A 22,608-nucleotide genomic window follows, 5' to 3' on the forward strand; every position below is an offset into this window, starting at 1 on the left:
AAAAGGAAGCAAAAGAACCGTCCCCCTGCTTCCACCCTGCTTGCTTCAGCTATCAATTGCTGCTTTTGGCTTCAATGGTAACCACCACGCTCTGGGTTTGCCCGTCCCGGATAAAGCGGATTTCAACCTGGCTTCCCACCGGTGTCGCGGTGACCTGGTCTGTGAGACTATTGGGGTTGGTTATATCGACGCCATTGTACTGAGTGATTACATCACCACGCTGCAGCCCCGCCTTGCTGGCCGGACCGCCGCTGACCGTTGAGGCGACAACGGCTCCGGTTTGTTCGCCCAGCCCATAATACTGGGCGATGTCCTTGGTAACAGACTGCAGGTAGACACCCAGCCAGGGGTGCGTCACCCCTCCCTTGCTGACCAATTCGTCATAGACATCCTTGACGGTGTTGCTCGGGATGGCAAAGCCGATGCCCTGCGCTTCAGCGTTAATGGCCGTGTTGATACCAATTACTTCGCCGTTGATGTTAAGCAGGGGACCGCCGCTATTGCCGGGGTTAATCGACGCGTCGGTCTGCAGGAGGTTCCGGTACTGGCGGTCCTCAACCGTGATGGGGCGCCCTTTGGCGCTGATCACACCCACCGTGACCGTGTGGTCCAAACCGTAGGGGTTGCCGATAGCGATGGCCCAGTCCCCCACCCTGATACTGTCGGAATCACCCAGCGCTATGGTTGGAAGGTTGCCGTCAGGTTCAATTTTCAACACCGCCAGGTCAAGATCGTGGTCGGACCCCACCAGCTTGGCCGGATATGATTTTTCGCGGGTGGATACCGTCACCTCGATGCTGCTCGCCCCGCTGATAACGTGCTCGTTGGTGAGGATATAGCCGTCCGTGGATATGATGAACCCTGAACCCATACCATGGCTCTCCTGTGGCTGGGACGGAGTACGGAACTGGTCGCCGAAGAACTGTCTAAAGAACGGATCGTTCAAGAACGGGTCGGACCGGCTGCTGCTTTGTACGGTAGTGGTATCAACCCGGACTACCGCCGGGCTGGTGTTTGCCGCTATATCCGGGATGGTATCGGTTCCCGGCGTTCCAGCCGACGCCTGGCCCGCTTTTTCCGGCCAGGTGACCTGCGGGAAACCGTACCAACTGCCGGCGAAAAACACCGTCACTACCACCAGGGCGGCTATCAGGAAGGCGCCCAATACCTTCACCCTGGGGTGAGCAAAAAATTCTTTCATTAATATTCCTCCCTGCAAGAGATTTTAGCAAAATTTTTTTTCTACGTCCATATTGCCTCAGGAGGCTGAAAATAAGCTGAAAAGAGTTTTAAAGTTAACTTAAAAATAAGGGAAGGAAGCAGGGGGACGGTTCTTTTGCTTCCTTTTTCGAAAAAAGGAAGCAAAAGAACCGTCCCCCTGCTTCCCTCCAATTAAGCTAAAAGTTCGTAGACGCCTATGGCAATCAGAGCCAGGCCGGCGATAACGGCGGATCTCTCGCCGATCCACCTGGAGAGACAAGTTTGGCCTAACTTAAGGCCGGTTACAAAGAACAGGAGGCTGGTCACCAGGGCTAAAAGCGCGGTAAGCCCGGGGTTGAGGCCGATCATACCGCCTCCCAGGCCTCCGGCCAGGTTGTTTAAAGTCAGCGCAAGGCCCAGGACACAGGCCTCCCTGAAGTCGATGGCGCCGGAACAGTCTTTGTCTACAGCGACCGGCTCCTTCAGGATCCGGATCAGCAAACCAAGGGCCTTGATTTCAAAAGTTACCAGCGGGACACATTCGTTTTTCCCGGGAAGCAGGGGGACGGTTCTCTCGCTTCCCTCGCCGGAGGAAGCAAGAGAACCGTCCCCCTGCTTCCCCCTGGACTGGAGGATAATCCAAACCCCCGCTCCGGCCATCACGCCTGAACTGATATATGACGCCCATACCACGGGTATTAGAGTGAAGATACAGGCGCCGGCTTTCATTGCCCCAAAGGTGCCCAGACCGGTCAAAAACGCAATCAGGAAGTTTGACGACCACGGCAGCCTGATCTTCCGCAAGCCGTAGACAATTCCGACCGCAAGACTGTCCAGGCTGGTGGACAGCGCCAGCAGCACGATCGACAGTATATGCAAACAATTCACCTCACCCGGAAGTTATTCCTGAGAGAGTATTATATGTTTGCAACCGGAAGATGGTGCCTGGCTTTGACGGAAGCAGGGGGACGGTTCTTTTGCTTCCTTTTTTCAAAAAAAGGAAGCAAAAGAACCGTCCCCCTGCTTCCCCCCTTGCTTCTTTATTGGAAAAGGCCCTGGTAGATGGAGACGCCCACCAGCAGCGCGGTCAGGACGATCATGATTACGGTGATAAGCCAGGAGATTGCATTGAAAAACTTTGAATTGACGTGTTCGCCCATCAGGTCCGGATCGTTGATCAGGTCCAGCATGAAGATCAGCACGAGCGGCAGCAGTATGCCGTTGATGACCTGCGACCAGAGCATGATCGGGATCAAGGGCACATTGGGAAGCAGGATAACTCCGGCGCCTATGACAACCAGGAAAGTGTACAGGCCATAGAACACCGGCGCCTCCCCCCAGGTCTTGTCCACCCCGGCCTCAAAGCCTAGGGCCTCGCAGATAAGGTAGGCCGTGGAAAGCGGCAGGATGGAAGCAGCAAACAGGGAAGCGTTGAAGAGGCCAAAGGCAAACAGCTCGGAGGCCCAGCCGCCGGCCAGGGGCGCCAGGGCGCTGGCCGCGTCCTGGGCGGTCTCGATGGCGACGCCGTTCTTGTGCAGTGTCGCCGCGCAGGCCACCACGATGAAGGCCGCCACCACGTTGACCATGACCACCCCAACCGCCACGTCCAGGCGTGAAAGCCGGTACTCCTTCACGGTAATGCCCTTTTCCACCACGGCCGACTGGATATAAAACTGCATCCACGGCGCGATGGTGGTACCGACCAGGCCGATCAGCATAGCCATGTAGCCGCTTTCAAACTGAAAGTGGGGAGTAACCATTTCAGCTGCCACAGTGCTCCAGGACGGTTCCGCCAGCACACCGGAAATGATATAGGAAAAATAAAGCAATGACGCCACCAGGAAAATCTTCTCCACCCGCTGGTAGGTCCCCTTGACCACCAACCACCACACGGCCAGCGCGGAAACCGGCACGGAGATGTATTTGCTCACACCAAATATCTCCACACTGGCAGCCACACCGGCGAACTCGGCCACCGTGTTGCCCAACGCCGACAGGATAAGACCCAGCATGGCAAAGAGGATCAGGCGGACACCGTACTTCTCCCGGATCAGGTCGGCCAGTCCTTTGCCTGTAACCGCCCCCATGCGCACGCCCATTTCCTGGACAACAAAAAGGGCCACCACCATCGGGATAAAAACCCACAGCATCTGGTAGCCAAAGGTAGCGCCGGCCACAGAATAGGTGGTGATACCCCCGGCGTCATTGTCGACATTGGCGGTAATTATGCCGGGCCCCAGGATCGCGAAAAACATTATCATGCTTCTTTTCAAGTTGGTCAGTTTCATCAAGTTCACCTACTCTACCTTGAAAATAAGGGAACCGCACACGAAGCGACATCCCCGCAAATGAGAGGAAGCAGGGGGACGGTTCTTTTGCTTCCTTTTTCGAAAAAGGAAGCAAAAGAACCGTCCCCCTGCTTCCCTTCTTTAGCGTCTGTTGCGGCCGAAGGCTTTGCGCATTATGAAATAGGAGAAACTCTCCAGGCTTTTGCGGTCCGGGATGATGGAATCCATGGCGTCGTCCACGGTCACGATGCCCACCATGCGGCCGGTCTTGTTGGTGACCGGGACGGCAATCAGGTCATACTTCATGATTGCTTCCAGGATATCACGGGGGTCGTCACCAGTCATGACGCTGATAACCCGGTCCTGCATGATCTCACCCAGGGGGGTGGGCGGCCTGGCGATAATCAGGTCGCGCAGCGATACCACGCCCAAGAGCTTCTCATCATCGTCCAGAACATACATATAATAGATAATCTCGGCTGAGGGCGCGACTTCCCGCAGCTTGTCGATAGCTTCCTGAGCGGTCATGTTGAACTGAAAGGCGATAAACTCGGTCGTCATGAGGGCGCCGGCGGTGCCGTCCTCGTATTCCATAAGTTCCCGGACGTCTTCCGCTTCCTCCGGCTCCATCAGGTTTAAGAGTTCGTCCGACTTTTCACGGGTCAGTTCGCCCAACAGGTCGGCTGCCTCGTCCGGCGCCATTTCCTCCAGGATCCTCGACGCCCGTTCGCTGTCCATGGTTTCAATAATGTCGACCTGGGTTTCCAGATCCACTTCGCCCAAAGCCTCGGCGGCGGTCTGGTCGTCCAGGGTATTGATGAAGTCCGGACGTTCGTATTGGTCCAGGTCCTCAATGATTTCGGCAATATCGGCCGGGTGCAGCTTGCTGAATTTGTCGTTGGCCTTGGCCAGTTTGATATTGGCGGTACGGGATCGGATCGGTTCCAGGTACTGCCAGCCGACCAGGTTGGAGGGAATCCGCTCCGTCTTGGGCTCCAAACCGGTGATCCTGCGGATCAGGCCGCGCACGCCGACGTCCACCGCAGTCAGCATCAGCGCGATGTCTACCTTGTGCTGGACCCAGGACAGCTTGATATCGTTGATCCGGACCAGTTTCGAACCCTTCATGTCGACGATCTGCTTGTCAAGGAGCCACTTTTTGACCAGGATTTCGTCTTCCTGCAGGGTGTGCAGGGTGTTCTCGCCAAACGGAGCCTTTAAGGTCAGCCCTTTGCTGCTGATCTCGGCGACATCGGAGACGCGAATGAGCTCCTGGATACCCTTGCCGTACTTGATCCCGGTAACCCGGGGACAGACCGCGTCCCAACGCACCGCCAGGTCCCGCACAGTCCCCACCTTGTGGCCGGTGACGTCAGAAATCTTCCGGCCCAGGATCGAACTTATAAAAAACTCTCCCAGTATGGTGATATCGCTCATTCACGGTCACCCCCTCATCATATATTACCCAGATTTCCTGAAATGAGTGTTTACAAAAAGCAAACTTCCCCGCGAGTAGGGAAGTTTTTGTCATAAAATAAAAAGACCCATATTGTCCCCACCCGTTTGAGCTTTGGCACGTACATAGCTAGAGGAACCACCCTCAGCCACATTAAGTAAAGCCTTAATCCGGCAGTACCTGTTAACCCGTAGGCGTCTCTCGACATTTCCGGGCAGTGGCGTGTGATCTATGCAGAAGCCTCACCTAACGAGGAATATTCTTTGTATACAGTATAAATCCACAAAGCATGTGGAGTCAACCCGACAGTGGAAAAAGTTTACCCTTTAAGGCTAACTCCTCTTAAAACCTGGAGCTAACACACCATACTTGCATGTTTCCATTCTTTGCTGCGCTGCTTTAACGAATGAATTTTAACTTCTATGATGATTAATAAGAAATATTTCCTTTCTCGTACAGGATTACTTCAATTTACCTCGAATAACATCATAATGACAGTATTAAGGAATTCAACTGAATTGACTTGGAGCAAATTTTTGCATTTTAATTTATATTTGTTAAAATAAATATGTGTTATGGTTCTAAGCACTAATCAGGACTACAAAGGGAGTAGGCATAAACATGAAATTTCCACAGCTAAAAATCGGCAACCTGATTCCACGCTATCCTATTATACAAGGCGGCATGGCCATACGGGTTTCCACGGCCCCCCTGGCGGCGGCAGTTGCCAACGCCGGCGGGATCGGGATCATAGCAGCGACCGGGATGTCGGTGGCGGAATTAAAAAACGAAATCAGGCAGGCCAGGCGGCTGACCAAGGGTATTATCGGGATCAACATCATGTTTGCCGTCCGGCAATTTGCGACTCTGGTGCATGAAGCCATAGATGAAAAAATAGACCTTATCATCACCGGCGCAGGCTTCTCGCGCGATATTTTCAAATGGGGCGCGGACGCCGGAGTGCCGATTGTATCCATAGTTTCTTCCAGCAAGCTGGCTAAAATAGCCGAAAAGTCCGGGGCCTCGGCGGTGGTGGCCGAAGGAGCCGAGGCCGGCGGTCACCTGGGCACCGACCGCTCCATCTTTGAAATCCTGCCGGAAATTGTCGCCAACGTGAAGCTTCCGGTGATTGCCGCCGGCGGTATTATAGACGGCAGCGGCATTGCCAGGGTCATGCGGATGGGCGCCAGCGGTGTCCAAATGGCCACGCGCTTCGTCTTGAGCCTGGAATGCGCGGTGTCGGACGCGTTTAAACAAATGTACCTGAAGGCCCACCCGGAAGACGTAATGATTATCCGGAGCCCGGTCGGCATGCCGGGCCGGGCGTTGCGCAATCCCTTTGTGAGCGATGTGATGGGCGGCTGCCCCGCCCCGATCCAGGGATGTGAACTGTGCCTGAAGGATTGTTCCAGAGAGTACTGCATTATCCAGGCGCTGGAGAACGCGCGACTGGGCATGATTGACAAAGGCGTGGTCTTCGCCGGCAAAAACGTGAGCCAGATCAAAGATATCCTGCCGGTGCAGAGGATATTCGATAATCTAATAACGCAGTACGAGGCTGAGCCCGATTAAGGGAGCGCCGCATTAAGTTGCGCAAAGGCAAGGCCGGCTGTTCAGCAGCCGGCCGTTTTGTTGTATAACGAAAACCACCTGCTGGCAGGTGCTCATGATTTGAAAAAGAGGGCCACGGGCGCCGGTTTATCAACAAGGTTAAAGACTTCATCAACCCCTCATCCCTAAATGCGGGTGCGAATTTATTCGCACCTGATTTGAGCAACATTGTAGCGGCCGAAATGTTTTCAGGGTGAAGCCAAATTACCGGATTTTTAATCTTCCTCGACATTTTCACAAGAAATTCAACCTGCGCCCGTGTATAATTAGGTGGGGTGATCATCAGTTGCAGGAGTTTTACAGGAAACACTTGAACGCTATTATTAATATCGGCTTATTCATCACCACCCTGTTGATCGCTGTAATTGCCTTTAAACTGGTTATCCCCTATTTGCTCCCGTTTCTTCTGGGGCTTATTCTCGCCGTGATTATGGAGCCATTGGTAGACCTGTTATTGCGGCTGAAGTTGCCGCGCTGGGCGGCCACGGCTATAGCCATGCTGGTCACGGTCGGTTCTCTTGTGACTGTCACCACCCTGGCCATTGCCAAAATAGTAGTTGAGTTGACCAAGTTTCTGTACAACTTACCCCACTACACCAAGATTATATCGGCCCACGTCTCACACCTGACTCTAAAACTCAATTACTATACCGAGGGCCTGTCGCCCCAATTCGTCCACCAGCTCGACCGCAACGCGCAAAAGCTGGCTGAGGCGTTTTCCGACTACCTTTCCATGCTGGCCGGTGAAGCGTTCAAGCTGGTTTCCCACCTGCCCAACATGATGCTGATCCTGGTCATCGCCATTATCGCCACTTTCTTCCTGAGCATGGACCTGCTGAAACTTAAGAGCAGGCTCGCCTCAGCTATCCCTCAGGAATACCACGGCAAAATCAAGGTTATGTCGGATGACATCTACCATGCCTCCATCGGCTTTATCAAGGCCCAGCTGATCCTCTCGGCCATCACCGGGCTGGTGATCCTGGCGGGGCTGATTATTCTTAAGACGGATTACGTCGTGCTGCTTTCACTATTGGGCTGCCTGCTCAGCCCGATCCCGGTGCTGGGCGTGGGGCTTCTTTTCGTTCCCTGGATAACCCTCACCCTGCTGGCCGGCAACACTTCCCTGTCCATCAGCCTGACGATCCTTTTCACCGTGGTGGTTGTCATCAAGCACTCCCTGGAGCCCAAGGTATTGGGTGAGAATATCGGGATCAGCCCCTTAAGCGTGCTGATTTCTCTCTATGTGGGCTACGAATTGGTAGGGGTGTATGGCTTCATTCTTGGACCTTTCGTCGTGATTACCTACAATACCCTGCAAAAGGCCAGGGCCTTCGCCTGGCTTTTCCGCAAAGAGCCCAAATGCGAAGAAAACGAGTTATAGAGAGAGGGGCACAGGTTTGTTAATATCTAAAGAATGGCGCGGCTTGCTATTGATAGTCCTGGCGGCGTCCCTGTGGGGCGTCTCCGGTTCGGTCGCCAAGCACATCTTCAACCAGCAGGTTAGTCCTTTTGATCTTACCGCAATCAGGCTTTTCTTTTCCTTTGTCCTTTTATTTCTCTACCTGGCCGCGACAAACCGCTCCCTGCTGCGGATATCACTGTCGGATATTCCCTACTTCCTTACTTTCGGGTGTTTCGGCGTGGCTCTGGTACAGTTTGCTTATCTTTTCACCATCAGCCAGACCAACGTAGCCACCGCCGTATTTCTCGAATACCTGGCCCCGGTCCTGGCTGCCCTGTACGGTATGGTCTTTTTGAAGGAACGGCCCCACTTTTTTAAGGTCCTCGCCCTCTTCCTGGCCGTCTGCGGCGGTATGTTTATCGTCAACGGAAGCCCGGGCGGCGGCCTGACGGTCAACCGGGCCGGGCTCATCAGCGGTTTGGTCTCGGCTTGCGGCTTCGCCTTTTACAGCATCTACAGCAAAAAAGGTCTGGCCCGCCACAACTCCTGGACAGTCTTGACCTACGGGTCGGCGGCAGGGTCCCTGTTGTGGAGCTTTTACCTGCCCCCCTGGCAGGCTATGGCCGGGCATTCCATTACAAACTGGTTGTTTTTTCTGTACATCGTCGTTTTTGCCACCATCCTGCCTTACGGCTTTTTCATCCTCGGTTTAAAATACCTGGACCCCGTCAAGGCCGGCATCATCAGCACGCTGGAGCCGGTCATCGCAGCGGTGGTAGCCTGGCTTTTCCTGCGCGAGGCCCTCTTTCCCCTGCAGGTGCTGGGCGGCGCGCTGGTATGCGCCGCCGTAATCATGGTCCAGGCGGCAGGGACGGTTGATAGAGTTCCACAATGAGCTTGCCTTCTTCGGAACGGATATCTGTGAGGCGGTAGCCCCGCGTGCGATCACCCAGGTCAACGGACAGGCTCTGCTCTGAAGCTATATATTTCAGCACTTCACTGGTTACCGGCAGTCCCGCGAGCAGCACGCGAGCCGGCTGAAAGCGGACCTTACCGTCCCCGTCCAGCACAAAGGCGCCTTCCATCCTGAAATCGGTACCAGCGGCTTCAGCGCGGCCGGAGATGGCAAACAACCCACTGGAAGAGCGCACGGAAAGCGAGGCCAGGTTCGGGTCATCCTGTCCAAAAAAAACCTTATTTATTTCCTGGTCCGCGAACTCTATCCGCAGACCTCTCCCGCTCAGCGAAAATTTTTCCGGAGACAAGCTGTTCCAGGGCAGCGTGTTCAGGTGAGACAACAGGTAGCGCAGAGAAGTAATTGACTGATAAAGGACAGTTTCAGACTGGAGCACCTCGTCGGCCAAGCCCGTCGACTGCTGCCTGAGATCCGCCAGAAAAGCTTCCCGCCCGGCCCGGTCACGGTCCATTTCGACAAGCTTTTGAGACAGGGCCGTGGTTTTGGCCGTAAGTCCGGCCTGCGCCTGCCGCAGGGTTTCCGCCTGCTCCTCCTGGCGGCGCTGCAGGTCCCTGACCTCTTCGAGCAACCTTACCTGACTGATAATGATGGTCTTTACTGATTCCGCCCTTGCTACAAAGTCGTTAAAATCCACCGCACTCAGGATCACCTCCAGGTAGGCAACGGGACCGTAGCGGTACAGAAAGTTGACCCACTGGCCAAGCCTGTCCCGGCCCGCGCGCAACTGCTCGCGGGTCACTTGCAAACCGGCCTCGGAATCCGCCAGGGCCTGCCGCACCACCGGGATTTCACCGGTGAGCCGCTCGTGTTCCTGCCGCGCGGCCTCTATCCTGACATCCCAATCCAGGAGTTCCGCTACCAGCGCTCTTTCTTGCTCATTCAGCCCCGCCAGCCTGTTTACGGCCTCATTGCGCTCTTCCAGCGCCGCAGGTCCAGCAACCGGGTTGGCTGCCCGGCTGCCGTCAAAGGCGGCCAGGAGACCGACCGCGATGGTTAATACAACAAAAAGGCCGCGCCTCACTGCCCTGTTCACTTTTCAAAGCCCTGGGGGTGACTGAGGTGCCAGCGCCAGGCAGTTTCAATGATGTCTTTCAGTCCTGGATATAGAGGCTGCCAGCCCAGTTCGCTCTTAATCTTGTCCGATCCGGCCACCAGCATGGCCGGGTCACCGGGCCGCCTGGCCGTAAATTTGACAGGCAGGGTCCTGCCCACCACTTCCCCGGCTGTCCTGATCACGTCCAGGACCGTATAGCCGTTGCCGTTGCCCAGGTTGTAAGCGCTGGAAGGGGCTCCCCCGGCCAGCGCGTCCAGGGCCAGGATATGGGCCTGGGCCAGGTCGTTGACGTGGATATAGTCGCGCACGCAGGTCCCGTCGGGGGTGGGGTAATCATTACCGTAAACCTCGAGGTGGGGCATCTGTCCCAGGGCAACCTTAAGCACCAGCGGAATCAGGTGCGTCTCGGGCGTGTGGTCTTCCCCGATATCTCCCTCCGGATCGGCGCCCGCAGCGTTGAAATAGCGCAGAGAGGCCCAGCGCAGGCCGTAGGCGTCGCCGTACCAGCGCATAGCGCCCTCCAGCGCCAGCTTGGTTGCCCCGTAGGGGTTGGTAGGGTTGGCGGGATGGGACTCCGGTATGGGGACCTCCCGCGGTTCCCCGTAAACCGCCGCCGTAGAAGAGAAAACCAGATAGCGGACCTCCGACTCAACCATAGCGTCCAGAAGGTTCAGGCCTTTGACCACGTTGTTGTGGTAGTAGTCCGACGGAAGCCGGACCGACTCGCCGACCTGGCTGCTGGCCGCGAAATGCATGACGGCATCCACCTCGAACTCCGCAAAGAGCTGCTTCAAAAGAGCTCTGTCGGAAGTGTCCCCTTTTACCAGGAATCCTTCCTTTACGGCAGCCTGGTGTCCCCTGGTGAGGTTGTCCAACACTACCACCTGGTGACCCCTGTTAACAAGCTCGCGAACGGTGTGACTGCCGATATAGCCGGCCCCCCCGGTAACCAGTATATTCATTGTTCTACCCCTTTTCATTGTTATAAAATTATTTCATGCGAAACATCACTTTTCCGGGATAACAAATCCCTGATTGGAAGAATAAGGATTACTCTGATGTTGTGCTCAAATTATACCATAACGCTTCCTGGCCGGACAATTTTACATTTAATGGAAAATATGACCGGGATCGCTATGATCCTCCAACCATAGGGCGGCCTCGACTTTCTATGAAAGGGGGCCGCCGCCCTTAACGCTGTAAACGCGCGGCTTATCCCCCGGCGGGACAGGCTAAAAACAACAAAAAAAACGAGTCCTACACTGAAAATAAGGGAACAGCATACGCAGCGACATCCCCACAAATGCAACATTGGCTGCCACAAGTTCGGCGCCGGCGCGACGCGCTTTTGTGCGATGGTTGACAGGCCATGCAGACGCAGAGCCGCTGTCCCTTACCGGAGACAGCGGCTCTGTTATTCATCATGCTCATGCGGCTGCTTGCGTGTTAATTCATCTGAGGCGCTACCGGGCTCTTCCTTTGAAACTGCACAACAAAAATTGATCCCCCGGAGTCGGTTTTCACCTCAATCTTGGCCTTGTGTCTGGTCGCAATACTGTAACACACCGCCAGCCCCAGGCCTGTGCCTTTATCCTTGGTGGTAAAGAAGGGCGTCCCAAGTTTTTTAAGCGCGTCAGGGGCGATACCCTGTCCCTTGTCCTGCACCTCCAAAACGACCTTGTCGGCGTCGTTATACGTCCTGATTGTGAGAGTGCCGCCGGGCACCATGGCTTCCAGCCCATTGCGGGCAAGGTTTAAGATCAATTGCCGGATCTCTTTTTCATCCAGGGGTAAAGCCGGTATATCCCCCAACACCAATGCGACATACTTGTCGGCCAGCATGGCGTCGGCCTGTATAATCGGGAATAAGCTTTTCACGATAAAATTAAGGTTTTGCTCCTTCAGCTCGATGTTTTTGTTTTTGGCCAGGGACAGGTATTCCGTGATAATGGCGTTCGCCCTGTCCAGTTCTTCGATCATCAGGTCAAAAAAGTCCTTATACCCGGCGCACGCCTTCTTAGCCCCCAGAAACTGCAGAAAACCCCGCACGGTGGTCATCGGGTTCCTGATTTCATGTCCGATGCCGGCCGCCATTTCGCCGATCAGGTTCAGCCGGTCCAGCCGCAGCATTTCTTCCTTCAACTGCTTGAGTTCGGAAATATCGATAGACATAGTTAAAGCCAGCGGAGTCCCGTCAATATCATGAATGGGATACCCGTATAACTGGTAGGGGCGGCCGTTATGGACCTGCTCCCATTTACATGAAACCCGTTCCTGAAAAATCTTATCTATCCGGCAGGCCTCACACGGTGTTTTTCTTCCATAAAGAGCCTCATAACAGTACTTGCCGGAGGACTCACCAAAACTCTCACAGAAGTAGTTGTTGGCAAAACGGACGGAATAATCCTGTTCTACAAGCGCAATGTTGGCAGGCAGATTGTGCAGGACGGTAAACAACCTCCGGCGTTCTACTTCTATAGCTGCTTCTGCCCGTTTTTGTTCAGTAATGTCATTTATCGCTACAAACATGCAAGGCTCACTGTTCAGTTCAATTACCTCCGCCGACACGAGCCCGATGCGGACTTCACCTGTTTTGGTCAAGAAACGGCCTTCGAGATTATGCACCGCTTCCTTTCCCTGCAGCAGGCCGGTTATACTGTTGCGAGTCTTTTCTTCCACCCAAAACGGTAAATCTGTAACCGTACGCCCTACGAACTCTGCGCGGCTATACCCGGCAGCCTCTAAAAGGCTGTTATTCGCGTCAACAAACCTGTCATCCGCAAGCCTGTATATAGCCATCATGCTTGGGCTGGCATTAAAGGCTTTGGAGAACCTTTCCGCAGACAACTGCAGCGCTTTTTCAGCCTTTTTTCTGCCGGTGACGTCAGAAAGAGTAGCTATATACCCCAGGACTCTGTGGTCTTCGGCCAGAAAGGGCGCAATTTGTCCGATCACCCAGACTACTTCACCATCCTTGCGCAACAACCGGAAACTAGTTCCAAGAGTGTCCCGGTTGGCATTGCACTTTTTCCATTTGGCAACAACTCTATGCCGATCTTCCGGGTGGATGGCCTTCACCCACCCCATACCCAGCATTTCCTCTGAAGAATAGCCCGTAATACTGCTGGTTTGTTCATTTGAATAGACACATAACCCTGCCGGGCTGATCTGGCAAAAGCCACTCATAATGCTCAATCCAGATCCCACCATGCCTTTCTGCCGCTATCGACGTTATACTGCTTTAACTAACAAATTATTTATTTCACAAGCAGGCCATAAATTCCTTCCTAATGCTAATACAAAATATTCTACAAAATACTACAAAATACATCAATTATTTTAATTTACAATTAACCTGTATGGGACGGCTCGTTGTTCTTGCCTTTTTTCTATAAATCTTTCTTTAAATATGACGGAAATAAGCCATAATTATAGTATAGACAGACATCCCCTAATTGCCGGAGGGTATATGGAAGATAAGAAGTGGTATTTTCTTGAGGCTCAAGAAGCCTGCGATGCACTCGGGACCAACCCCGGACAAGGGCTTTCGGCCATCGAAGCAGCTGAACGTTTGCGGGTCCACGGACCCAATGCCCTGAAAAAAAAGCCTCCCCGCGGCCTGTTATCCATGTTTGCCGGCCAGCTGAAGGAAATCCTGGTGTTGATCCTGCTCGCCGCGGCAGTCATCTCGGGCATCCTCGGCGAATGGGAGGACGCCGTCGTAATCCTGATCATCGTCATCCTTAACGCCATCATCGGCGTCATTCAGGAAAACAAAGCCGAACATGCCCTCAAAGCGTTGAAGGACTTGACCAAGCCGTCCACCAAAGTGGTGCGGGACGGCAAGGTTATCCAGATGAACGCCGAGGAATTGGTCCCAGGTGATTTGGTATTACTGGACGCGGGTGATTCGGTCCCGGCCGACTTGCGGCTGATCGAGGCCGCCTCCCTGCGCGCCAACGAATCAGCCCTGACCGGAGAGTCCGTGCCGGTGGAAAAAGATCCGGAAGTGATTAAGGCCGGGCAGGTCTCCTTAGGGGACCGGAAGAACATGCTGTTCATGGGCGCCACCATAACCGGCGGGCGAGCCAAAGCGGTTGCCGTGGAAACAGGCATGAAGACCCAGCTGGGACGGATCGCCCGGCTGCTTGACGAGGCGGAGATAGAACCAACTCCTTTGCAGCAGCGTTTGGCCAAGCTGGGTAAAATATTGGGGCTTGCCGCGGGGGCTATCGTGGCGCTGGTATTCTCGATCGGGCTTTGGCGCGGCGAAAATTTGCTGGAAATGTTTATGGTGGCCATCAGCCTTGCCGTCGCGGCAGTCCCCGAGGGGCTGCCCGCGGTCGTAACCATTGTGCTGGCCCTGGGCGTGACCAGGATGAGCCGCCAGAGGGCGATTATCAGAAAGCTCCCGGCTGTGGAGACCCTGGGCACGGCGACCGTGATTTGCTCCGACAAAACCGGCACCCTGACGAAAAATGAAATGACTGTTACCTCTGTCTACGCGGACGGCAGGATGTTTCAAATAACCGGAACCGGCTACGCGCCTGAAGGGAAGCTTTTAGACCAGGACGGCTCCGAGGTCTCGCCCGCGGTCGGCGGCAGCCTGAATTTAGCCCTGCTTGGCGGCCTTTTAAACAGTGACGCCCAAGTGGAAGCTACGGAAAAAGGTTATCAGGTAATTGGAGATCCCACCGAAGGGGCGCTGGTGGTAGCCGCGGCCAAAGCAGGCTTGACCAGAGAGGCGTCGCGTCAAACAAGCCCCCGGGTCGCCGAGATCCCCTTTGATTCGGACCGCAAGATGATGACAACCTTCCACCGCATGGAAGGGTTTATCCGTTCCTTCACCAAAGGGGCGCCGGATGTGGTTATCCAACGCTGCACGCACGTGCTGCTGCGGGAGGACACTATCGTACTTGATGAGGGAAAACGCAGGGAGCTGTTAGAAATTAATTCCCGGTTCGCCTCACAGGGGCGGCGTGTGCTGGCGCTCGCCACCCGGCGGTGGCAGGAAGTCCCCTGGAGCCTGGCGCCGGAAAATGCTGAGCGGGAGTTGACTCTCATCGGCTTCTTCGCCCTGCAGGACCCCCCCCGCCCTGAAGCCAAAGAAGCGGTGGCGAGGTGCCGCAGGGCAGGCATCCGCACGATCATGATCACCGGTGACCACAGGGATACAGCCGCGGCCATCGCCGCAGAACTGGGGATGCTGCAGCCGGGTGACGGCAGCCTGACCGGCGACCAACTGGAACAAATGAATGAAGAACAATTAAAAGGAGCGGTAAACCGGGTTGCAGTCTTCGCCAGGGTATCCCCCGAACACAAGCTGCGTATCGTGGAGGCGTTGAAATACCACGGCCATGTTGTAGCAATGACCGGCGACGGGGTCAACGACGCCCCGGCGCTAAAAAGGGCCGATATCGGCGCCGCCATGGGGATCAGCGGCACTGAGGTGGCCAAGGAAGCCTCGGACATAGTCCTGCAGGACGATAATTTTGCAACTATTGTACAGGCTGTGGAGGAAGGCCGGACCATCTATAACAATATCCGCGGTTCCATACAGTACCTGCTTTCCTGCAATACCGGAGAAATCGCCGCCATTTTTTCGAGCCTGCTGCTTGGTTTGGGGAGCCCTTTAAGCCCGATCCAGATCCTCTGGCTGAACCTGGTTACCGATGGGCCTCCCGCCCTCGCCCTTGGTCTGGAACCGCCCCAAAAGGGGATCATGGAAAGGCCTCCCCGGAATCCCAAAGAGGGTATATTTTCCGGGGGTGTAGGCGCCATGATCTTATGGCAGGGCCTTATGATCGGGGTCCTCTCCCTGGCGGCTTACTGGCTCGCTCTGCGCTGGGGCCGGACCCTGCAGGAAGCGCACACCATGGCCTTTGTTACCATGGCCATGTCGCAGCTGGCGCATTCCTTTAACGTCCGGAGTGCGGAGCAGTCTCTGTTTACCTTAGGGTTAGGCAGCAACCGCAGTATGATCTACGCGTTCGTGGTATCAGCCGCGGCGCTGTTCATCGTGATCCTGACACCGTTTCTGAGAAGCGTATTTGACACCGCCATGCTCCGGCCCTCCGACTGGGCGTTTGTCCTTGGCTTAAGTTTAATCCCGCTGATCCTCGTTGAAATAAGCAAGCTGCGGCTCAGGCGCACCACCGTACCCGGGGCCTGAGTGATTAGGGCAAAAAAAAATCCCACCCCAAAAGGCAGGAGGAAAGAGAATAAATGGCAAAAACATTACTGCATTATCATATTATCGCAAACAGATAAACATTTCTATTGACGCAAACTCATAAATAAATAATGTTTTTGTGCATTTTTTTATACATACTACACAAACCTCATCTGTCATTCCGCAAACACCACACAGTTTCGCCCGTTTGCCTTGGAATCATAAAGCGCCCGATCCGTCCGCGCCAGCAGCTCTTCCAAAAAGTTCTCAGGGCTGCCGAATATCCCGGCTTCGGCCTTGATACTGATCAGGCCGACGCTGACAGTTACGCGCAAATCCCCTCTGGAGGAACTGATCCAGTGGTTCTCTATGGCGCTTCTCACTTTTTCGGCAAGGATAAAAGCGCCCTTCCTATCCGTGTTCGGCACATATATGATAAATTCATCCCCTCCGAACCTGGCCAGAATATCCGAACGGCGGAGCTTGCTTTTTATAGCCTCAACAACACTGCGCAGGACATTATCTCCGATCAGGTGTCCGTACGCGTCGTTGATAAGCTTAAAATTATCTACATCTATAAGCAAGATTGAAAATGGAATATTATAACGCTGAGAAACCAAAATCTCGTACGCCAACTGCTGCATCAAGTATCGCTTGTTGTAACAATCAGTCAAATCGTCTGTTATCGTAGCCTTTTCAAGTTTCTTATTAACGTCGTAAAGCTCTTCCTGGATCCGCAATAATTCCTCGTTTTGCTGCCGGAGGATCGCATTATTTTCATTATTCTGCTCGAGCAAACTACGCAATTCGGTAACGTCATTCAAAGTTATGATCCGTCCCAAAAGATTTTTTTTGCCGTCAAGCACCGGAGACACATGAATGGATACATGCAAAGTTTGCTCACCTATGATTTTCACTTCGGCTTGCAGACTTTTTAATTTGTTGGTATTATACTCCTCCAAAAAAATACTATCGGGGCCGTCTGCTTCCGAAAGCTGTAAGAGGTCCTTCATCTCGAAATTCCGGCCTGCCTGCGTCTTTAAAAATCTCGTTGCGCTCTTGTTAAGATCAAGAATTATTCCGTCTTTATCTATGACGAACATGCCTATAGCCATGCTGTCTATAACCTCACGCTGGGCGATGTTTACAATCCGGAACAAGTCGTACTTATTGATTGCGATTACAAAACAAACGGCCGACAATACAATCCCGAAGGAAGTCAAACCGGGGACAACCCCGAAAAGCGGGAAAAACGCCACGTTAAAAAGAATATCCAATTGAGAAAATATCATTAAGATTACAACGCCCCACATGCAAAGAGATACCTGCTTTTTCATGTTGCCTTCAGCCGCATTTACAGCAGTCTTAAATATCAAGACGGTGGAAACTAATAAATAGCCCAAACCGGAGATAAAAAAGAACCAGAATAAAGAGCCGTATGTACGGACCGCCCATCCGCCGCCGCTTGATTGCGTAAACATGAAATGCCATGGGTTGGTTGTCGCCAGTATTGAGCACAGGACGGCAGGCGCTGCCGACAGGTAAAAAAAGGACCTTTTCAAACCGTGAAATTTCCTGGTCAACACCAAAGAGAACATCAGCCAGCCGAAGCCCAAAAAACTAAGGCCAATGAACGCCACATTCAGAAAAAACCACTGCAGCTGTTGATCAGGGGTTATGTTAATGATGAAATTACAGATCGGCCACAGCATCATCAAAGAGTGAAAGGCTAAATATGCTTTGTGCAGGGTTGTGATGTTGTTTACCGTTAGCGCATAAATGAAAAGTGCCAACAATATGCAGAAAAGATAAAAATCTATCCATACAGACAGCATTTGGTTCACTTCTTTCACTGTTTGGTATGGCCCTGAGCCTGTCGTTAATTTTTGCAGAAAATGAGCGTGAAAGGACTGGAAAGCATATAAAACATTGTTTTTTGTCGATAGATGAGTTCTTTGTAAAATACACTAATTGTTTATTCAATATGCTAGATAAATTATCCTTTTTGGTGAATTGACTAAAATATGATACATACAGCTTAATATCGACAATGTTTTCGAATTTGCCATACTAAAGAATAATATATTAAAAAACATTTTAGGGCAGGTAAAATGTTTAAAACACTTTGTCCCTGCCCCAAACAAATATTTGCGGTCCATACTCAATGAAAAAGAAAACTACTTAGGATTACACCAGCTAAACAAACAAAAAGTCGCACTTCCATACAAACAGCACATAGGCCGCAACCAGGATCGCTGCCCAAAAAGCCTGTTCCCTAAGAATAGCCGGCATGGCCGCCCTCCATTTCCAACCTTTTATTTTTAGATACGAACAGGCAGCCGTCTTTGTAGGTATCAAAAGTATGCTAAAATATGAATATGTGAATCCGATTAAAATGGCGCCTGCATCAGCTTGTGTTTTCATGATACGCGGCGCCGCGACAGCGCGTGGGCAACTACCTTGAAAAGAATTGAGGGCTTCTTGATGATGAAAAGAAAACTGCTAATCACGGTCCTTATCTTGATTACCGCTGCCTCTCTAGGTGCGGCAGTGTTTTTTTACAACCAGGCGAAGCATCAGCAGCAAAGCCCTCCCGGCACGCAGACATCCGCTCCGGGCGGAAGCGAAACAAGCGACGGCGGGGACCCGGCGTCCTCAACAGGCAAAGCTTCCGGCGGCAGCGACGACAGGGGCCCGACCTCCTCAACAGGCGGAGCTTCCAGCGACAGCGACGGCGGGGAAACGTCCGGTCCGCAGACTTCCCCTGCGCAAAATCCCCTGCAGGCCCAAATCGAACAGAAATACACAGCAAGGCTGCAGTCCACCGGCTCCAGCTACGAAGGCAGGTTAAACAGCCTGCTGGCGTCCGCCGTCGCAGATTACCAGGCGGCCAAAAAAGCCGACCCCAATGCCGATATCACACCGCTGACCAACAAGTATTACGCCGCCGGCCAAGCCCTCGAGGCCGAGTGCGACGCAAAGATGTACGCCATCCTGGACGCCTTCGAGAACGAGCTGCGGGCAAACTCCTTGCCGGTGGACGCGGCCGTCAGGGCCAGAGCCGCCTATGACGCCGCAAAGAGCGACCGTGCCGGCCAAATCCTCTCCGCCAAGCCCTGATTTTCGAAGGAAGGAAGCAGGGGGACGGTTCTTGGAAGCAGGGGGACGGTTCTTGGAAGCAGGGGGACGGTTCTTGGAAGCAGGGGGACGGTTCTTGGAAGCAGGGGGACGGTTCTTTTGCTTCCTTTTTTCGAAAAAAAAGGAAGCAAAAGAACCGTCCCCCTGCTTCCTCTTTTTTATTTACTTAATAATTACGCTTTCTGAGGACTGCGCTCTCGGGGCGGCATTATTGTCGTAGAGTGTCAGCACAAAGCGGTAGGTCCCGTTTTCGCAGCCGGCGGGGACGGTCAGGGTGGCCCCGCCGCCGGTGACAGCAACCGGCAGGTCCGTCTGGCCGGCCATATTGACATAAGACGCTCCGTATTTGCGCTGCAGGGTCGACTTTACAGCGCCGGAACCCAGCGTCTCTATGTTAAAAACGACCGGGACGGCGGCAGCCGATTTGTCAAAGACTCTTGCCGCGGCCCTTGCTCTGATGGCGTATTGGCCGGGCGCCGCCACCGCCAGGGTGGTCCCGCCGCCTGCCAGCAGATAGCCGTCGCGGGGAGTCGCAGCAGCTGTACAGGCATAGGCCTTCATCCGGAGATCATAGCTCCCCGGGGCAAGCGGAGCCGCACAACCAGACATATCAATGGAAACGTTATTATCGCCAAACGCCGCCGCCGTAAAGGCATAAGGCAGGATTGAGGTAACGGCGGCTCCATTGATCTTCGCGCCTATAGGAAAAGGCACCGTTACTCCGCCCTGTTCCAATTGTAATTCACAAGCGTAACTCTTCCCGTCGGTCTTATAGTCATAGCCTTCAACCGGCGTCCTGGAAAGGTTGATATGAACCGAGCCGTTTTCCCCGCTTGCGGTGAGCGAATAGGTGTTGACGCCCGACACCGTGACAGACGGCATAGCGCCCGCAGAAGTGCCGGCGGCGGTCAGGAGCTCCACTTTGTAGGCGCCGGGGGCGATGCCAGGCGCTGTTTGGGAAAAATCAAAGATAAACAGGTATTCCTTTTCAGTTCCAGCCGGTACCGGTTCTGCAGGCGCATAGTTTTCCGTTGCGCTGCCCATCTTTATAAATTCACTCAGCGCCAGCCTTGTTCCCAATTCCGCCGCAAGGTTTTTATAATAGTACACACCGTCAACCAGCATAATAATCGAGGTATTGGCCGGCAGCGGGACCACCGTCCCTTCATTTGCCAGGCCAATGGTTTGGGTTTCCAGGTGATAGGTTTCGTTATAACGCATACTGAAGGCCGCCGTAAAAACACTGTCCGAAGTGACGGCCGCCGACGTGCCGGTTCCCAGCAGCGCGGCGGTATAATGCCTGCCTTCTTTTATGTTTGCGTTTAAAATTTCCACTGCATCGTGCGGCACAAATATTCCGGGCACCGGGATACCATTCTCATCCTCCGACCATACGTCATCGCCCGCAGGGTTGTTATCGTTCAAATGCTCGATGACTTCTTCCCAGGTCATATCCCCGATGGGCACCGCGCCGTCCATATCGTCGATATCGACATCGCCTTCGTCCGTTCCCCCCGGAGCGTTGTTGTAAGCGTTGTAGTAATAGTTGTGCCAAGCGTGCGCGGGGGTTAAATCGGATTGCGCGTAGCCTACTATTCCTCCCATTTTCCCCCAACTACTGCACGTCACTTCACCGATACTCAAATTGTTGTGTATGGCGGAACCGTCGGCGGACCAGTCTCCGGAGCCCACTATGCCTCCGATCATGTTATTTCCGGATACCGCCCCTGAATTTAAACAATTGCTCACGGTATTGTTGCTGCCCGCCTTGCCGGCTATGCCGCCTATGCAATCATCTACCCCTGTTACAGTGCCGCCATCGTTGATACAAACCGATACAAGGCCGTCCGTGAAGCCGACCACACCGCCGGTTTCCGTTTTTCCCGATACATCTCCTGAAGAAGAGGAACTGCTCACTTCGCTGCCCGTGCCGGCATACCCCGCTACACCGCCGACTTGCGCTCTTCCCGACACATTCCCCGAAGAAGAGGAATTGCTCACTTCGCTGCCCGTGCCGGCATACCCCACCACACCGCCGATAGATTTTTCACTCCCTGTCACCGTGCAGCCGCTGCTGCATCCTGTTACCGTCGCATCTATCCTGCCGGCCACGCCGCCGACATTGGAATGGCCCGTAACATTTCCAGCAGCAGAACAATCACTCACTATACTTTGGCCGGCAGCGTATCCGGCTATTCCCCCAACATAATCATTTGAAGCTTCAAACATGCCGTCGACGGTACAATCCGTTATATTCTGATATGTCTTACCGGCCACACCGCCTACAAGCTCCCGTCCCCGCACGGTTCCTGAAACACTGCAGTTAGTTATTTCATTGGCAGCGCCGGCGGCACATCCGGCTATACCCCCCGCATACTCATTTGAAGCTGTCACCGTGCCGTTGACGGTACAGTCCGTTATACCCGCATCAGTCCAGCCGGCCACACCGCCGGCATAATTTCTGCCCTCTACGGTTCCTGAAACCGTGCAGCCGCTTATTTCGCTGTTAACCGCGGCGTAACCCGCTATGCCCCCCCCGTAATTTTCTGACGCGTTTACCGAGGTATTGACGGCGCAGCCGGTGATCACGCCGTCCGTGTAGCCGGCTATACCGCCTGCATAGTGCCTTCCCTGCACGTTACTTGAAACGGTGCAGTTGGTTATTGTGCTGCCGGTATCCGCATATCCGGTTATGCCCCCGTTGTGGCTCTGTACGGCAGTTACCTTAGCGTTAACGGCGCAGCCGGCGATCACGCCGTTCGTGTAGCCAGCCACAGCCCCTGTGTATATGCCGCCTTTGACGCTGCCCGAGACGCTTACGTTTTTGATCTCACTGCCGCCGGCGGCGTAGCCGAACAGCCCAATCCAGCTATCGTTCCATCCGTTTTTATTGATATACAAACCGATTATTGCTTTGCCGTCACCGTCAAAATGGCCCTGAAAGCTTTTGTTCGAGTTTCCGATCCTCGTGAACATTTTCGGATTCCCTGACACGAAGGTACCGTCTTGATTCATCTCGTTTAAGAGAATGTCCTGGGTGAGCTTGATGTACTGTCCCGCATAGGTTATACCGCTGTTGACCCGCTGCGAAAAATAGGCGAGCTGCGCGCCGTCGCTGATCAAATAGGGATCCGTCTCCGTTCCCGTCCCGCCGGCGAAGGCGGAGGCAACGGCGCCGTTCCATAAAGGGCTTACGGCCTCGGCGGTTATGCTCTTGTACAGCAAAACAAGCGCCACACAGCATAAAAGGACAGCTATTATCGTGAATTTTAGTTTTTTCTCCATAGTTTTTGCTCCTATTGGCAAGTGAC

Annotated in this window: 14 protein-coding genes and 1 riboswitch; of the genes, 5 read left to right on the forward strand and 9 right to left on the reverse strand. The window is 53.8% G+C overall.

Translation table 11 applies throughout. The annotated features are described in order from the left end of the window. Positions 1-52 precede the first annotated feature (52 nt). The 4 genes from Psfp_RS11805 to Psfp_RS11820 all read right to left on the reverse strand — a co-directional run bounded on the left by Psfp_RS11805 (position 53) and on the right by Psfp_RS11820 (position 4,925). Positions 53-1,201, reverse strand: coding sequence for a trypsin-like peptidase domain-containing protein (locus tag Psfp_RS11805; protein ID WP_134218744.1), 1,149 nt, complete (start codon positions 1,199-1,201; stop codon positions 53-55). Positions 1,202-1,392: 191 nt separating this feature from the next. After that, the gene (gene ytaF / locus Psfp_RS11810; protein ID WP_192895404.1) at positions 1,393-2,079 is read right to left on the reverse strand and encodes a sporulation membrane protein YtaF; all 687 of its coding nucleotides are present in this window, start codon (positions 2,077-2,079) and stop codon (positions 1,393-1,395) included. 161 nt (positions 2,080-2,240) lie between these two features. Further along, entirely contained in the window at positions 2,241-3,488 is a 1,248-nt protein-coding gene (locus tag Psfp_RS11815) for an Nramp family divalent metal transporter (protein ID WP_134218746.1), read from the reverse strand. A gap of 141 nt (positions 3,489-3,629) precedes the next feature. Continuing rightward, positions 3,630-4,925, reverse strand: a complete 1,296-nt coding sequence (locus tag Psfp_RS11820; RefSeq protein ID WP_134218747.1) for a CBS domain-containing protein — start codon at positions 4,923-4,925, stop codon at positions 3,630-3,632. A gap of 110 nt (positions 4,926-5,035) precedes the next feature. Beyond that, positions 5,036-5,205, reverse strand: a riboswitch (M-box (ykoK) riboswitch). Positions 5,206-5,565: 360 nt separating this feature from the next. Between Psfp_RS11820 and Psfp_RS11825 the strand changes: the two genes are divergently transcribed. From Psfp_RS11825 to Psfp_RS11835, 3 genes are all read left to right on the forward strand, one after another. Then, the gene (locus Psfp_RS11825) at positions 5,566-6,516 is read left to right on the forward strand and encodes a nitronate monooxygenase (RefSeq protein ID WP_134218748.1); all 951 of its coding nucleotides are present in this window, start codon (positions 5,566-5,568) and stop codon (positions 6,514-6,516) included. Positions 6,517-6,841: 325 nt separating this feature from the next. Next, positions 6,842-7,936 carry a sporulation integral membrane protein YtvI gene (gene ytvI, locus Psfp_RS11830; protein ID WP_192895405.1) on the forward strand — a complete coding sequence of 365 codons (1,095 nt, stop codon included), beginning with the start codon at positions 6,842-6,844 and terminating at the stop codon, positions 7,934-7,936. A gap of 16 nt (positions 7,937-7,952) precedes the next feature. Continuing rightward, complete coding sequence (locus Psfp_RS11835) at positions 7,953-8,852, forward strand: DMT family transporter (protein WP_243120602.1); 900 nt, start codon at positions 7,953-7,955, stop codon at positions 8,850-8,852. On the opposite strand, the gene Psfp_RS11840 is transcribed toward Psfp_RS11835, so the two are convergent. The 3 genes from Psfp_RS11840 to Psfp_RS11850 form a co-directional block, all read right to left on the reverse strand. After that, a complete protein-coding gene (locus Psfp_RS11840; RefSeq protein ID WP_134218750.1) occupies positions 8,809-9,966 on the reverse strand; it encodes a hypothetical protein in 1,158 nt (385 codons plus the stop codon). The two genes, Psfp_RS11835 and Psfp_RS11840, sit on opposite strands and share 44 nt — an antisense overlap. Then, the gene (gene galE / locus Psfp_RS11845; RefSeq protein WP_134218751.1) at positions 9,963-10,949 is read right to left on the reverse strand and encodes a UDP-glucose 4-epimerase GalE; all 987 of its coding nucleotides are present in this window, start codon (positions 10,947-10,949) and stop codon (positions 9,963-9,965) included. The genes Psfp_RS11840 and galE overlap by 4 nt, the downstream gene beginning before the upstream one ends. A 484-nt stretch (positions 10,950-11,433) precedes the next feature. Continuing rightward, positions 11,434-13,173, reverse strand: coding sequence for a PAS domain S-box protein (locus Psfp_RS11850; protein ID WP_243120606.1), 1,740 nt, complete (start codon positions 13,171-13,173; stop codon positions 11,434-11,436). 283 nt (positions 13,174-13,456) lie between these two features. Here Psfp_RS11850 and Psfp_RS11855 point away from each other — a divergent pair, with 283 nt between their 5' ends. Then, positions 13,457-16,159 carry a calcium-translocating P-type ATPase, SERCA-type gene (locus Psfp_RS11855; RefSeq protein ID WP_134218753.1) on the forward strand — a complete coding sequence of 901 codons (2,703 nt, stop codon included), beginning with the start codon at positions 13,457-13,459 and terminating at the stop codon, positions 16,157-16,159. A 176-nt stretch (positions 16,160-16,335) separates the two neighbouring features. Here the strand turns inward: Psfp_RS11855 and Psfp_RS11860 are convergent, their stop codons facing one another. After that, positions 16,336-17,952 (reverse strand): diguanylate cyclase, encoded by a 1,617-nt coding sequence (locus tag Psfp_RS11860; RefSeq protein ID WP_192895407.1) that lies wholly within the window; start codon positions 17,950-17,952, stop codon positions 16,336-16,338. Between the two features lie 667 nt (positions 17,953-18,619). Here Psfp_RS11860 and Psfp_RS11865 point away from each other — a divergent pair. Further along, the gene (locus tag Psfp_RS11865) at positions 18,620-19,279 is read left to right on the forward strand and encodes a hypothetical protein (protein ID WP_153189526.1); all 660 of its coding nucleotides are present in this window, start codon (positions 18,620-18,622) and stop codon (positions 19,277-19,279) included. Positions 19,280-19,459: 180 nt separating this feature from the next. Here Psfp_RS11865 and Psfp_RS11875 read toward each other — a convergent pair whose 3' ends face one another. Continuing rightward, positions 19,460-22,582, reverse strand: a complete 3,123-nt coding sequence (locus Psfp_RS11875) for a right-handed parallel beta-helix repeat-containing protein (protein WP_192895408.1) — start codon at positions 22,580-22,582, stop codon at positions 19,460-19,462. Positions 22,583-22,608 lie beyond the last annotated feature (26 nt).

It is taken from the genome of Pelotomaculum sp. FP (assembly GCF_004369245.1).
Taxonomy (GTDB): Bacteria; Bacillota; Desulfotomaculia; order Desulfotomaculales; family Pelotomaculaceae; genus Pelotomaculum_C; species Pelotomaculum_C schinkii.

Coding starts and splice junctions, on each gene's coding strand:
- Psfp_RS11805 (WP_134218744.1), bottom strand. CDS start 1,201: ATGAAAGAATTTTTTGCTCACCCCAGGGTGAAGGTATTGGGCGCCTTC.
- Psfp_RS11815 (WP_134218746.1), bottom strand. CDS start 3,488: ATGAAACTGACCAACTTGAAAAGAAGCATGATAATGTTTTTCGCGATC.
- Psfp_RS11820 (WP_134218747.1), bottom strand. CDS start 4,925: ATGAGCGATATCACCATACTGGGAGAGTTTTTTATAAGTTCGATCCTG.
- Psfp_RS11825 (WP_134218748.1), top strand. CDS start 5,566: ATGAAATTTCCACAGCTAAAAATCGGCAACCTGATTCCACGCTATCCT.
- galE (WP_134218751.1), bottom strand. CDS start 10,949: ATGAATATACTGGTTACCGGGGGGGCCGGCTATATCGGCAGTCACACC.
- Psfp_RS11850 (WP_243120606.1), bottom strand. CDS start 13,173: ATGAGTGGCTTTTGCCAGATCAGCCCGGCAGGGTTATGTGTCTATTCA.
- Psfp_RS11855 (WP_134218753.1), top strand. CDS start 13,457: ATGGAAGATAAGAAGTGGTATTTTCTTGAGGCTCAAGAAGCCTGCGAT.
- Psfp_RS11875 (WP_192895408.1), bottom strand. CDS start 22,582: ATGGAGAAAAAACTAAAATTCACGATAATAGCTGTCCTTTTATGCTGT.